A 12,895-nucleotide genomic window follows, 5' to 3' on the forward strand; every position below is an offset into this window, starting at 1 on the left:
AAGGGTCACCATACTAAACGAGGGATCTCGATACCCCGGTTCTCCCGGCGGCAGAGCAGCTGGCTGGCCTGCATACTCATGGCGCTTCTGGGCGGGCTTCTGCGGTTCGTGCGGCTGGGCAGCCCTCGGGCCATCGTCTTCGACGAAACATATTACGTCAAAGACGCCTGGACCATGCTGATGACCGGCGAGCCGCGCAACTGGCCCAAAAAAGCCGGCCCCCTTGACCTTCCCATCGACCAGATCTTTGCCCAGGGGCATACCAGCGACTGGCTGCCCCAGGCCGAATACGTGGTTCACCCGCCGGTGGGCAAGTGGTGCATCGCCTTGGGTCTCAAACTGTTCGGCGGAGCCGGGAATCCCTTCGCCTGGCGAGCGGCCACTGCCCTGGCGGGCACCATAGCCATCCTGCTGCTCTGCCGAGTAGCCCTGCGCCTCTTCCATAACCTGCCCATCGCCCTGACAGCTGGCTTCCTCATGGCTATCGATGGTCTGGGCATCGTTATGAGCCGAACCGGCCTGCTGGACAACTTCGTCATGATCTTCGTCCTGGGAGCCTGGCTGTGCCTGATGGGCCACCGGGACTGGGCTCGGACCAGGCTGCGACAATCCTGGGCCAAGGATCAGGCTGATTTCCGCCTGCACTACCGGGTGAAGGTCATTCAGTCACAGGGACAGCAAGGACGGCAAAGCCGTGTCGAACTGCCCGTGGCCACTACCGGCCCCTTCATCGCCTGGTCCTGGTGGCGGACAGGAGCCGCCCTGCTCCTGGGCCTGGCCACCGGCACCAAGTGGTCAGGCGCCTACTTCTTCGCCGTCTTCGCCCTGATCTCAGTGCTCTGGGATGGCTGGGAACGCCATCAGGCAGGATACGGATCCTGGCTGCAGAGCGCCGTGTTCAGGGACGGGCTGCCGGCGGCCCTGCTTATGATCCCCGTCTGGGCGGGCACCTATCTGGCCTCCTGGACGGGATGGTTCCTGCACGGGGATTCCTTCATGCACAGCTGGGCGGCCCAGCACCCTGGCCAGGGTCTGACCTGGCTGCCGGAGGGGTTGCGGTCCCTGGCTGAATACCACCGGCAGATGTGGCACTTCCACACCACCCTGCATACCCGACACCCATACATGGCCAACCCCCTGACGTGGCCCTTGCAGATCAGACCCACCAGCTTCTACTGGCAGAAGATCACAGGCTTCCCCGGCTTGTGCGGACTGGCCAAGGACTCCCCCTGCGTGGCCGCCGTCACATCCTTGGGCAATCCCCTGACCTGGTGGTTGGGCAGCATCTGCATGGTTCTGGCCATCGTCATCGCCGTCGTGGTCAAGCACGGAGATTGGCGGATCTGGGGGGTCTTGGCAGGCATGCTGGCCGGCTGGCTGCCCTGGATCCAATACATGAACCGAACCACCTTCACCTTCTATTCCATCGTCATCCTGCCCTGGATGATCCTGGCAATCTGCTATGTGGTCAACTGGCTACGGCAGAATTCGGACAGCATCCTCTACCGGCAGACCATGATCATGGGCCTGACCCTGCTGGGCCTGACCTCGGTCTTCTTCTATCCGCTGTGGACCGCCATGCCCATCCCCTATGACTTCTGGCGCATGCACATGTGGCTGTCCAGCTGGATCTAGGACAAAGGAGGCGGCCGGACAGGGATGCCCGACCGCCTTGCAGCAGCGTTTGTGTGCCGTCGTGCTCAGACTGCACGATCATGGATGATCTGCGCGTACCGCAGACCGGAATCCTTCCAGATCCTCTCCTGGGTGTCATAGTCGACCCTGATCAGCCCAAAGCGCTTGGTGTAGCCCAAGGCCCACTCAAAGTTATCCAGCAGGGACCAAGCGAAGTAACCGGTCACCCGGGCTCCTTCATGGATGGCCCGGGCCACGGCACGCAGGTGCTCCTCCAGATAGGCCACCCGCTGGGGATCGTGCACCCCTTTGCCGCCGGGGAAGGATGGATCCATGCTGACCTGGTCCTCCCAGGCAGATCCGTTCTCGGTGATCATAAGATCCAGCTTGGGGAAACGGCCGGAGACCTCCATGAGCAGATCGGTCAGCCCCTGAGGCTCCTGGTTCCAGCCCATGGCGGTCAACGGCCCCTGAGGAGGCAGAGTCTCGACCATCTCCTGGGCGGGCATGGGGTTGCGCTCGGAACCAGCACCGCTTCGACCCCGCACGTGGTTGGTCGAGTAGTAGTTGATGCCCAGCACGTCCAAGGGCTGATGGATCTGTTCCAGATCACCGTCACGAACGAAGCTCCAGTCAGTGATACCCTCAGCGGCATCATGGATGCGTTGGTCATAGGTTCCGGCCAGCATGGGGCCCAGCCATACCTCGTTGGCGAACAGGTCTGCCCGGGTCTTGGCCGCCAGATCCGCCGGATCGTCGCTATCGGCCCGGTTGACCTGCAGGTTCAGGGTCACCGATATGCGCGCCCTGTCACCCAGCTCGGCACGGATGGCCTGGGCTCCCAGACCGTGAGCAAGATTCAGATGATGGACCGCTGCCAGAGCCTGCCCGTAGTCGCGGATGCCTGGAGCATGGCCGCCATCGCCATAGCCCAGATAGGCCGAGCACCAAGGTTCGTTCAGGGTTGTCCAAGTCTGCACCCGATCGCCCAGAGCCTTGGCCAGGACGGCTGCATAGTCGGCATATCGTTGGGCGGTGTCGCGGTTGGCCCAGCCTCCAGCCTCCTGCAGGTACTGAGGCAGATCCCAGTGGTAGAGGGTGACTACAGGCTTGATGCCGTTTTCCAGCAGCATGTCCAGCACCCGCCGGTAGTGGTCCAAGCCAGCCTGGTTGATGGCGCCGTCTGCCTGGGGCACAATGCGAGGCCAGGCTACAGACAGCCGGTAGGCCCCCACCCCCATCTGCTTCATCAGAGCAATGTCCTCTGGGTAGCGGTGGTACTGATCACAGGCGACATCGCCATTGGATCCATCCGCTATCCTTCCTGGCTGCCTGCAGTAGACGTCCCAGATGGAGTCTCCCCTGCCGTCCTCATGCGCCGCACCCTCTACCTGGAAGGATGCCGTTGCCGTGCCCCAGGTGAAGTCCTCAGGGAAGGCGAGTCGTTCGTCATTGACCATATGTCCACTCCTCGATTGTGTGACCCTTCCTGCCTATCTTCGCACAGGAGGACCGACGACAGGACCGTGGCCGACAGCCGATAAGTCCGGCAACGATGGGTTGTGTTGTCCTCGCAAGGAATCAGACCGGGGAGTACCAGGTGCCAAGGCCAGCTTGTTAAAGTGTGTCTCGGTTCTGGAAAAGCACACATCGACGGAATGGAACGCGATTCATGGGGTTCGTCAACTGGCTGATACACCTGCTCAAGGATCCGCGCAGCGCCATCGCGAGCTGGATCGCCATGGGGCTGGTGCCGACCTACGGGTTCATCTTCCTGATCATCTTCATCGAGACAGGCGTGGTCTTCATGCCCTTCCTGCCGGGCGACTCCCTGCTCTTCGCCGCCGGCGTCTTCGCCCATGACCCATCCAGCGGCATGGCCTTGGACGTGCTCCTGCCCGTCGTCTGGCTGGCCCCCATCCTGGGCGACCAGAGCAACTACTTCATCGGGCACTTCTTCGGCCGGGCCATCGTCCGTTCAGGGCGCGTGAAGTCACTGACCCCCGAACGAATCGCCAAGACCGAGGGCCTGATCGACAAGTGGGGCCCTCTGGCCGTGGTCCTGGGACGCTTCCTCCCCTTCATCAGGACCTTCATGCCGTTCATATCGGGCATCTCCGGAATGCGCTGGCGGCGCTTCACCCCTTTCAGCATCCTGGGCGGTCTGATATGGTCCACCCTCTTCACCCTCCTGGGCTACTTCTTCGGGGGCATCCCCGCAGTCCAGCAGCATTTCGAGCTGGTCATCATCCTGATCCTGGTCATCTCGGTCCTGCCCACGGTCATCGGCCTGCTCAAGGCAAAGTTCGGCCGCAAGAAGGCGACCACCGAGGAAACCAGCGCCAAGGCGGACTGATGGCTGATCTGAGATATTTTGCGTTTGGCCAGGGCACGCGCTAAAGTAACCTTCTGTTGTTCGGCTACGGTCGGGCAACGAATGGGGCTGTAGCTCAGTTGGTAGAGCGCTTCGTTCGCATCGAAGAGGTCGGGGTTTCGACTACCCTCAGCTCCACAGTGTCGAGATAGTTTTTCCCGCTTTACTTTTTGCCCTTTTCACTGCGTCAAGATGTTGCGCAATGCTCCAAGTCGTCATCATGACCTATAAAAGCTCCGGCAGATTCCAGGCGCATCAACGCAGCGCGTCCCCTCTCCTGTCAGAACCAATCAGGCAGGTAGGCGCATAGCCGCATGATTCAACGATATAAGCAAGAACCCCTGGCATGGGGCCAGGGTTAGCTTGCACGACAACCATGGAATCGGCAGAGTCGTAATTCCTCGCCAAGCGCTCAGCAATGCTTCAGCGAAGACAGCGTAGATCCGATCAGTATCAATAACGGCGATGGGCGCATTATGCAAACGCGCCCATCGATGAATCAGCGCCTGGATGCAGAGCGGAAGGGGTTACCGTCACGACGATGGCGGCGATGACCACGACGGAATCCATGACGGTCAGCATCAAAACGAGAGCCAGCACGACCGCTGCCATGACCGTGGCTATGACGGTCGGTCCGCTCGCTGCCGCCAGTATGACGATGTCCTCTGGTCCGGCCGTCCAAGGGGCCATCCTCGCGATCGAATGCCGGTCGGTCCTCTGAGGACCGCCTGGAACGGGAAGGTCGACGATCCCGATCCCGGCTCCGGCCACCACGATCAAAGCGCCTGTCCGAGCGAGAACGGCCCCGATGTCCGCTCCGGCCACCACGTCCACTATGCGCAGACCGACCATTGGAGGCCTGCGGCTGCTCGACCTGCAAGGACCAGCCATGTACTGGTTTGGCCAACGGCCCCACGAGTTCGGTAACCTCAGGCGAATCGGCGGTCACCTGAACCGGCTTGGCATCGATATGGGCCATGCGCAGCATCCGCCTGGTGTCGCGCCACTGGTCGGGCAGGACCAAGGTGACCACGTCGCCGGAACGGCCGGCCCGAGCCGTACGCCCTGACCGATGCAGGAAGGACTTGGAATCGGCCGGCGGATCCACCTGAACCACAAGGTCTACGTCACTGATGTCCACGCCGCGGGCGGCCACGTCGGTAGCCACCAGGACCTTCACCTCGCCCCGTGAGAAAGCCCCCAGGTTGCGATCGCGCTGGTTCTGAGAAAGGTTGCCATGCAGCTGTGCGGCCGGTATGCCGTTGTCAATCAGGTTCTTGGCCAGCTTCTTGGCCTGGAACTTGGTCCGGGTGAAGAGAATACGACGTCCGGTGCCCGAAGCCAGCTTGCGCACGAGATCATGCTTGGCGGCCTGGGTGGTGCGGAAGATGTGGTGGGTCATCAGATCCACATGCTGGGTTGCCGAGTCCACCTCGTGAATCTTGGGGTCCTTGAGGAAACGCTTGACCACGGCATCCACACCGTGGTCCAGGGTGGCCGAGAAAAGCATGCGCTGACCGCCGGGGCGAACCTGGGCCAGGATCCGCTCCACGGCAGGCAGGAAGCCCATGTCAGCCATCTCGTCGGCCTCGTCCAGCACGGCGATCTCCACGTCCTCCAGGCTGAGCTTGTGCTGACGGAGCAGATCCTCCAAGCGACCAGGGCAGGCCACCACAATCTTGGCCCCGCGCCGAAGGGCATCGACCTGACGGCCCTGGCCAACGCCGCCGTAGACGGTGCAAGTCCGCATGCCGTAGGCCTGGGCCAGGGGGTTGAGAACCTCGTCGATCTGATTGGCCAGCTCGCGGGTGGGAGCCAGAACAAGACCGCGCGGGCGGGGCAGGCTGCCTGATCCGGCGGCACCCCCCCGGCCGTGGCGAACCCGTCCTTCCTCTTCGGCAGCCAGTCGAGCCACCAGGGGGATGCTGAAAGCCAGGGTCTTGCCGGAACCTGTCCGGCCCCGACCCAGGATGTCGCGGCCAGCCAGAGCATCAGGCAGGGTGTCGCGTTGGATGGGGAAGGCGCTGGTCTTGCCGTCCTTGCGCAGGACACGAACCAAGGGTTCAGGCACCCCCAGCTGGTCAAAAGCCATAGGTTCTACAGCAGAATTGTCGGAATTGGACGAATTGGAATCGGGCATGGATGAAGCAGTCACAATGACCTTTCACAACAGGGAAGAAAACGGTACTGTCGGTCGACAGTTCGCAGGCCGCGTGCAAAGCAGAGAATGACGAATTTCGCGCAAGCGGTTTCCCCGTACTCATAGCATTCAGGCGACGATCAGCCGCAGCTCTTGGGCTAGCGGCCAACCTGTACACCATAGCACAGGCCACTCACCTGCTTCAGGAGCGTACGCTCCAGACGATCAGCGATTTGGACTCAGTCGGATCGGCCTCGTCATGCGTCGTGTCCTGCCGCCAGAGCCGGGCCCTGCTGGACCGCCTGACTTCGACGACCCGGCCGTCGGCAGCGGCGGCGAACATGCTGGATCCCTGTGACTGGTGGGAGCGGCGCAGCTGGCGCCTCAGCTGACGATTCTCCTCGGCTAGGGCCAGGATCCTGGTCACCCCGGCCAGGTTGATGGACTCGTCCTGGCTCAGATGCTGAGCCTGACCCAGCCGGTCCAGATCCCGCAGGGAGTATCGGCGTGCACCCCCCTCGGTCCGTTCCGGCACGATCAGACCCAGCCGGTCGTATTGGCGCAGGGTCTGCGGATGGATGTTGGCCAACTGCCCGACCTGGCCGACGCTGAAGACCGGCAGCTCAATGTCCAAGCCGGCATCATCGGCAGCATCCAGACTGATGCGCCCGGCCACCAGACCGCGAGCGCAGGCCAGATAGATCCGCCTGGTCTCGGGATCCACCCTGACCATGATCATCACTCCTCTCCGCTGTTCGTTCCAACCTGATCCTGCATCGGGATCGTCATATCTTCATGCGCTCCCCGGCGATCCGCTCGTCGAAGTCGCCGCTGGACTTGGCAAAGTCACGCATGGCCTTCTTCTGGGCCATGCCCAACCGACCAGGCATGCGGATCTCAAGTCGCCCCACCAGGTCGCCCTTGCCGCGCCGGTCTTGTACCCCCTTGCCGGCGATGCGGATCTCGTCGCCGCTGGAGGAGCCGGCCGGGATCTTGAAGGTGACGACCTGGTCGTCGATATCCCGGGCCTGGACCTTGGCCCCCAGGGCAGCCTCGGATACCGTCACCGGCAGGGTCATGACCAGGTCCCTGTCCTTCATGATGAACCGCTGGCTGGGCTGAACGCTGATCTGCAGGTAGAGGTCGCCATTGGCGCCCCCGTCCCTGCCGGGCCGACCCTTGCCAGCCAACCTGATCCGCTGGCCATTGCGAACCCCAGCAGGGATATGCGTCTTGAAACGCTTGCCGCCCACGCTTAGAGAGACCGTAGCCCCCTTGACCGCCTGACGGAAGGACAGGCCGATGCGCGAATTGCGATCCTCGCCCTTGACTGGCCTGGGCCTGCTCTCCTGGTAGGCGGTCCGGCCGCCACCGCCGGCACCCCCGCCGAAGGAGGAGAAGATGTCAGCGAAGTCCGGCTGCCCCGAACCATCGCCGAAACGGATACGGGTGCCTCCAGGCGCTCCAGCCCCACCGAACATGGAGCCGAAGATGTCCGAGAAGGCATCGGTGTTGAAGCCGCCCTGGCCGGAACCCCCGGCGAACCGGGCTCCCCCCATGCCGAACTGGCGGATGGCGTCGTACTTCTGACGTTGCTCCTTGTTGCTGAGCACGTCGTAGGCCTCGGAGATGTCCTTGAACTTCTCCTCGGCCTCCTTGGTCTTATTGAGATCGGGATGGTATTTGCGGGCAAGCTTGCGGTAGGCCTTGGTGATCTCCGCTTCGCTGGCGTCCTTGGAGACACCAAGGACCTTGTAATAGTCCTTGCTCAGCCATTCATTCTCAGCCATCCATGTCTCCTTTCCTCATAAGCTACGAATATATCGAATTGGAATCCGCCCTTTCGCGTGCGGCGGCGGGCAGGGCCATAACCCACCAGCCGCCGCGTGCGAAGGCGTCTATTCAGCCTGCGGAAGGTCCGCAATCACCGTCCCTGCTACTGACCGGGCGAAGTCACCACTACCCTGGCAGCACGAATCACCCGGTCACCGATCCGATAGCCTGCCTCAACGACCGTGTCAACGGTCTCTTTCTTGGCATCGGGGTCCGGCTTGTGCAGGATGGCCTCATGCTTGGTGGGGTCGAAGTCCTCGCCTTTCTCACCGAACTTCTCGACGCCGAATTTCTCGAAGGTCTTGTCGATCTTCTTGGCTACGGCCTGGAAGGAGTCGTCCATCTGCCCGTGCTCCTTGATCCGGTCAATGTCATCAAGGGCCGGAAGAAGGGCGGTCAGCACATCCACGATGCCGTGCTGGCGGAAGATGTCCTGCTCCTTCTTGGCGCGGTTGCGGAAGTTGACGAACTCGGCCCGCTCGCGCTGAAGGGCCTCCAGGTAATCGGCGGCCTCCTTCTTGGCCTGGCCCAGAGGAGTCAGCCCATCTGATCCCTTGTCTGCGCTCTCCTCCTTGGCCGAGTCAGCATCAGTCTTGTCATCAGCCTGAGCATCCGCTGACGACGCGTCCTTGACGGAGGAATCCGACGAGGACTGGCTAGCCGCCTGGCTCTCGTCTGCAGCGCTCTCGCCGGCATGACGGCCGCGCGCCGCTTTCTGATCGGGTGTCGAAGCGGCGTCAGAGGCCTTGGCCTCGTTCCCATCCGGTTCGCCGGCGGCGGCCGGGTCGCCCTTCAGCGGCCCGGCATCATCCTTGTCGAAGGCCGACATGTCACTCGCCGTCCTTCTTCTTGTCGTCGTCGTCCACGACCTCGGCATCCACCACGTCGTCATCGGCGGACGAGGAGGAGCCTGCACCCGAGGCGGCACCTGCAGCGCCCTGGGCGCCTGCACCGTCAGCGGAGCCTTGCTGGGCGTAGAGGGCCTGGCCGATCTTCTGGGCAGAGGTCATCAGCTCGCTCTGGGCGTTCTTGATCTTGTCCATATCCTCGCCCTTCAGAGCCTCTTTCAGGGCGTTGACCTTGTCGGTGACCTCCTTGGCCACCTCGTCGGAGATCTTGTCCTTGTTGTCGTTGACCAGCTTCTCGGTCTGGTAGGCGGCGGACTCGGCGGCGTTGCGGGTGTCGGCGTCCTCACGACGCTGCTTGTCCTCGGCCTCGTGAGCCTCGGCCTCCTTGACCATGCGGTCGATCTCGTCCTTGGGCAGGGCGGAACCGCCGGTGATGGTCATGGACTGCTCCTTGCCGGTGCCCTTGTCCTTGGCGGAGACGTGCACGATGCCGTTGGCGTCGATGTCGAAGGTGACCTCGATCTGAGGAACGCCGCGCGGAGCCGGAGCGATGCCCGTCAGCTCGAAGGTGCCCAGGGGCTTGTTGTCACGTGCGAATTCGCGCTCGCCCTGATAGACCTGGATCAGCACGGAAGGCTGGTTGTCCTCAGCGGTCGAGAACACCTCGGAGCGCTTGGTCGGGATGGCGGTGTTGCGGTCGATCAGCTTGGTCATGATGCCGCCCTTGGTCTCGATGCCTAGGGAGAGCGGGGTCACGTCGATCAGCAGCACGTCCTTGCGGTCGCCCTTGATGACGCCGGACTGCACGGCAGCGCCGACAGCCACGACCTCATCAGGGTTGACGGTCTGGTTGGCTTCCTTGCCGCCGGTCAGTTCCTTGACCAGGTCCTTGACGGCGGGCATACGGGTGGAGCCGCCGACCAGCACCACGTGATCGATGTCCTGAACCGAAATGCCGGCATCGTGCAGCACGTTGTTGAAAGGCGTGCGGCAGCGGCCCAGCAGGTCAGAGGTCATCTCTTCGAAGTGCGCACGGGTCAGGGTCTCGTCCAGGTGGACTGGAGTCCCGTCGGGGGTCATGGCCAGGTACTGCATGGAGATGCTGGTGGACGAGGAGGAGCTCAGCTCCTTCTTGGCCTGCTCAGCAGCTTCCTTGAGCCGCTGCAGGGCGATCTTGTCCTTGGACAGATCCACGTTGTACTTGTTCTTGACCTCGCTGACCAGCCAGTCGATGATCTTCTGATCCCAGTCATCGCCGCCCAGCTTGTTGTCGCCGTTGGTGGCCTGAACCTGGATGGTGGAGAAGCCGTCGTCGTCCTTGCCGATCTCCAGCAGGGAGACGTCGAAGGTGCCGCCGCCCAGATCGAAGACCAGGATGCGCTCATCCTCCTTGCCCTTCTCCAGGCCGTAGGCCAGGGCCGCGGCGGTGGGCTCGTTGATGATGCGCAGGACGTTCAGACCGGCAATCTTGCCGGCATCCTTGGTGGCCTGGCGCTGAGCGTCGTTGAAGTAGGCAGGGCAGGTGATGACCGCGTCGGTGACGGGTTCGCCCAGGTAGGACTCGGCATCCCTCTTGAGCTTCATGAGGATCTGGGCCGAAATCTCCTGCGGGGTCCACTTCTTGCCGTCGATCTCGACGGACCAGTCGGTGCCCATGTGACGCTTGACCGAGCTGATGGTCCGGTCCACATTGGTGACCGCCTGGCGCTTGGCCACTTCGCCGACCAGAATCTCGCCGGACTTGCTGAACGCCACCACCGATGGCGTGGTCCGCGCGCCCTCAGCGTTGACGATTACGGTGGGTTCGCCGCCCTCCAGGGTTGCAATGCAGGAATTGGTGGTTCCCAGATCAATGCCAACTGCACGTGCCATACTCATTACCTCCTGATGAAATTGGGGCGCAGGGTCTGGCCCTGCACCTCATCGTTCACGTTCTCCGCTCGCGCTTCGTTCGTGGTCCCGATGGTCGGCTCCCGTCGGCCCGGGCAAGCAGCCATCATGACCACTCCGAAACTTGAGCCTACATCACTCAACTTCTTCTGGCAAATATTATTCCCGTTGCGTCTGAATTGCCGATCTGGATAAACTTGATGGTAATGAAAACGTGTGCAATTATGTATCTTCATATTTCAGTCTCAACCGACTTGATTTGGAAATAAGCCCTATTGAATGCTGTTCAAAACACGAAAACCGATGACCGATGGTATTGCTATCGTTGTCATATGAAAGCTAATCAGCAAGACGGCCTGTTTCAAGGAGGAGATGTGCATGACTAACAACAACATGAACGACGACTGGTGGAAACAGGCGGTCGTATATCAGATATATCCACGCAGCTTCAAGGACGTCAACGGCGACGGCATTGGCGACATCCGAGGCGTGACCGAAAAAATGGAATATCTTCGAAACCTGGGCATAGACGCCATCTGGCTGTCACCCTTCTACCCATCGGAATTGGCCGACGGCGGTTATGACGTCAAGGATTACCGAAACGTCGACCCACGTCTGGGCAGCATGGCCGATTTCGACGAAATGGCCGAGACAGCCCACAAAATGGGGCTCAAGGTCATTGTTGACATTGTGCCCAACCACACGTCGAACAAGCACGAATGGTTTCAGAATGCCCTGCGGGCAGCTCCGGGCTCTCCCGAACGGGACAGGTATATCTTCCGCCGTGGCAGGGGTACGAATGGAGAACTGCCGCCAAATGGCTGGATGTCCTTATTTGGAGGACCTGCTTGGGAGCGCGTTGACGATGGCGAATGGTACTTGCATATATTCGCCAAGGAGCAGCCTGATCTGAACTGGAAGAACAAGGAGGTCCATGAAGCCTTCAAGGACATATTCCGTTTCTGGTCCAATCATGGCACGGACGGCTTCCGCATCGACGTGGCCCATGGGCTGGCCAAGGATCTGGACAGCCGCCCCCTGTCCGAGTTGGATAAGTGGCCCGTTCAGGAACAGTCTGAGTACCACAGCAGCGAGCATCCGTTATGGGACCGACCCGAGGTGCATGACATCTATAAGGAATGGCGAAAGGTCTTCAACGAATTTGAACCTCACCGCTTTGCAGTCGGAGAAGCCTGGGTCGTGCCCGAGCACCAGCATCTGTACGCATCCGAGAATGAGCTAGGGCAGGTCTTCAACTTCGAGTTCGCCAAGGCCAATTGGGACTGCCAGGCCCTGTACACCGCCATCGCCGAAGGCCTGCAATCCGCCGAGGATTCAGGATCGACCACAACATGGGTGATGAGCAACCACGATGTAGTCAGACAGGCCACCAGATACGCCCTGCCTCAGGTGGACAGCTCCACGTATCATCAGCTTGACAAGGATTGGCTTCTTCGAGATGGGCAGACATACTTCGAAGACCGGGCCAAGGGCACGCGCAGGGCACGCGCAGGGTTCGCCCTGGAAGCCGCCTTGCCCGGCTCCGTATATATCTATCAAGGTGAGGAACTTGGCCTATTCGAGGTTCCTGATATTCCTTGGGACCGTCTGGAGGATCCAACTGCGCACCGAACCCGCGGCAAATATACTGAAAAAGGTCGCGATGGGTGCCGGGTCCCCCTGCCTTGGGTCGCCGGAAACACACCTGCCCCTGCAAACTGGAATCCCGCCTTTGGAGAAGGGGCCTCCTTCGGGTTCTCCCCCGCTCGCAACCAGGACGGAGGACCAGCCAGTAATCCTCACCTGCCCCAGCCGCTCTGGTTCAAGGACTTTGCTGTCGATAAGGAGGAAAGCGACGAGAACTCGATGCTCTCCCTCTATCGGAATGCCCTGAATTTACGGTCCACACTGCTGACCCCTACAGGCAACGCGAAAATCACGGCTCTGTCCGCCACGGATGGCCGGATCTCATACACACGCAAGGCGCTTGTCAATTTCAAGCCTGCGGAACTGACCTGTCTGACCAATTTTTCACAGACAGCGACCCCCCTTCCACAGGGTCGAACCATACTCGTATCAGACAGCCTTACTGACGACGGCCTGCTTCCCCAAGACACAACCGCTTGGGTGGTTCGCCTAGTGCAGGAATGACGGACAAGGGACGCTAAGACCAAA

Annotated in this window: 9 protein-coding genes and 1 tRNA gene; 4 read left to right on the forward strand and 6 right to left on the reverse strand. The window is 61.4% G+C overall.

Annotated elements, in window-relative coordinates; translation table 11 throughout:
- The first annotated feature begins 78 nt into the window (after positions 1 to 78).
- Positions 79 to 1,635, forward strand: a complete 1,557-nt coding sequence (locus ACUIAH_RS05435; RefSeq protein ID WP_445341561.1) for a dolichyl-phosphate-mannose--protein mannosyltransferase — start codon at positions 79 to 81, stop codon at positions 1,633 to 1,635.
- 65 nt (positions 1,636 to 1,700) lie between these two features.
- Here the strand turns inward: ACUIAH_RS05435 and ACUIAH_RS05440 are convergent, their stop codons facing one another.
- Complete coding sequence (locus ACUIAH_RS05440; RefSeq protein ID WP_445340594.1) at positions 1,701 to 3,095, reverse strand: GH1 family beta-glucosidase; 1,395 nt, start codon at positions 3,093 to 3,095, stop codon at positions 1,701 to 1,703.
- 212 nt (positions 3,096 to 3,307) lie between these two features.
- Between ACUIAH_RS05440 and ACUIAH_RS05445 the strand changes: the two genes are divergently transcribed.
- Entirely contained in the window at positions 3,308 to 3,991 is a 684-nt protein-coding gene (locus ACUIAH_RS05445; protein WP_313839016.1) for a DedA family protein, read from the forward strand.
- Positions 3,992 to 4,074: 83 nt separating this feature from the next.
- Positions 4,075 to 4,147 (forward strand) — tRNA-Ala (locus ACUIAH_RS05450).
- 361 nt (positions 4,148 to 4,508) lie between these two features.
- On the opposite strand, the gene ACUIAH_RS05455 is transcribed toward ACUIAH_RS05450, so the two are convergent.
- The 5 genes from ACUIAH_RS05455 to dnaK all read right to left on the reverse strand — a co-directional run bounded on the left by ACUIAH_RS05455 (position 4,509) and on the right by dnaK (position 10,702).
- Complete coding sequence (locus ACUIAH_RS05455) at positions 4,509 to 6,149, reverse strand: DEAD/DEAH box helicase (RefSeq protein WP_445341562.1); 1,641 nt, start codon at positions 6,147 to 6,149, stop codon at positions 4,509 to 4,511.
- Between the two features lie 202 nt (positions 6,150 to 6,351).
- On the reverse strand, positions 6,352 to 6,882 hold the full coding sequence (locus tag ACUIAH_RS05460; protein WP_024627809.1) for a heat shock protein transcriptional repressor HspR: 531 nt from the start codon (positions 6,880 to 6,882) through the stop codon (positions 6,352 to 6,354).
- Positions 6,883 to 6,934: 52 nt separating this feature from the next.
- The gene (locus ACUIAH_RS05465; RefSeq protein WP_445340595.1) at positions 6,935 to 7,939 is read right to left on the reverse strand and encodes a DnaJ C-terminal domain-containing protein; all 1,005 of its coding nucleotides are present in this window, start codon (positions 7,937 to 7,939) and stop codon (positions 6,935 to 6,937) included.
- 146 nt (positions 7,940 to 8,085) lie between these two features.
- Positions 8,086 to 8,811, reverse strand: coding sequence for a nucleotide exchange factor GrpE (gene grpE, locus ACUIAH_RS05470; protein WP_445340596.1), 726 nt, complete (start codon positions 8,809 to 8,811; stop codon positions 8,086 to 8,088).
- Between the two features lies 1 nt (position 8,812).
- Complete coding sequence (gene dnaK / locus ACUIAH_RS05475; RefSeq protein WP_445340597.1) at positions 8,813 to 10,702, reverse strand: molecular chaperone DnaK; 1,890 nt, start codon at positions 10,700 to 10,702, stop codon at positions 8,813 to 8,815.
- Between the two features lie 396 nt (positions 10,703 to 11,098).
- On the opposite strand from dnaK, the gene ACUIAH_RS05480 reads away from it, so the two are divergent.
- Complete coding sequence (locus ACUIAH_RS05480) at positions 11,099 to 12,871, forward strand: glycoside hydrolase family 13 protein (protein ID WP_445340598.1); 1,773 nt, start codon at positions 11,099 to 11,101, stop codon at positions 12,869 to 12,871.
- Positions 12,872 to 12,895 lie beyond the last annotated feature (24 nt).

It is taken from the genome of Bifidobacterium sp. ESL0820 (genome assembly GCF_052606235.1).

What these genes read in the sequence shown, in the direction of transcription:
- ACUIAH_RS05435 (WP_445341561.1), top strand. Translation starts at nt 79, where the DNA reads ATGGCGCTTCTGGGCGGGCTTCTGCGGTTCGTGCGGCTGGGCAGCCCT.
- ACUIAH_RS05440 (WP_445340594.1), bottom strand. Translation starts at nt 3,095, where the DNA reads ATGGTCAATGACGAACGACTCGCCTTCCCTGAGGACTTCACCTGGGGC.
- ACUIAH_RS05445 (WP_313839016.1), top strand. Translation starts at nt 3,308, where the DNA reads ATGGGGTTCGTCAACTGGCTGATACACCTGCTCAAGGATCCGCGCAGC.
- ACUIAH_RS05455 (WP_445341562.1), bottom strand. Translation starts at nt 6,149, where the DNA reads ATGCCCGATTCCAATTCGTCCAATTCCGACAATTCTGCTGTAGAACCT.
- ACUIAH_RS05460 (WP_024627809.1), bottom strand. Translation starts at nt 6,882, where the DNA reads ATGGTCAGGGTGGATCCCGAGACCAGGCGGATCTATCTGGCCTGCGCT.
- ACUIAH_RS05465 (WP_445340595.1), bottom strand. Translation starts at nt 7,939, where the DNA reads ATGGCTGAGAATGAATGGCTGAGCAAGGACTATTACAAGGTCCTTGGT.
- grpE (WP_445340596.1), bottom strand. Translation starts at nt 8,811, where the DNA reads ATGTCGGCCTTCGACAAGGATGATGCCGGGCCGCTGAAGGGCGACCCG.
- dnaK (WP_445340597.1), bottom strand. Translation starts at nt 10,702, where the DNA reads ATGGCACGTGCAGTTGGCATTGATCTGGGAACCACCAATTCCTGCATT.
- ACUIAH_RS05480 (WP_445340598.1), top strand. Translation starts at nt 11,099, where the DNA reads ATGACTAACAACAACATGAACGACGACTGGTGGAAACAGGCGGTCGTA.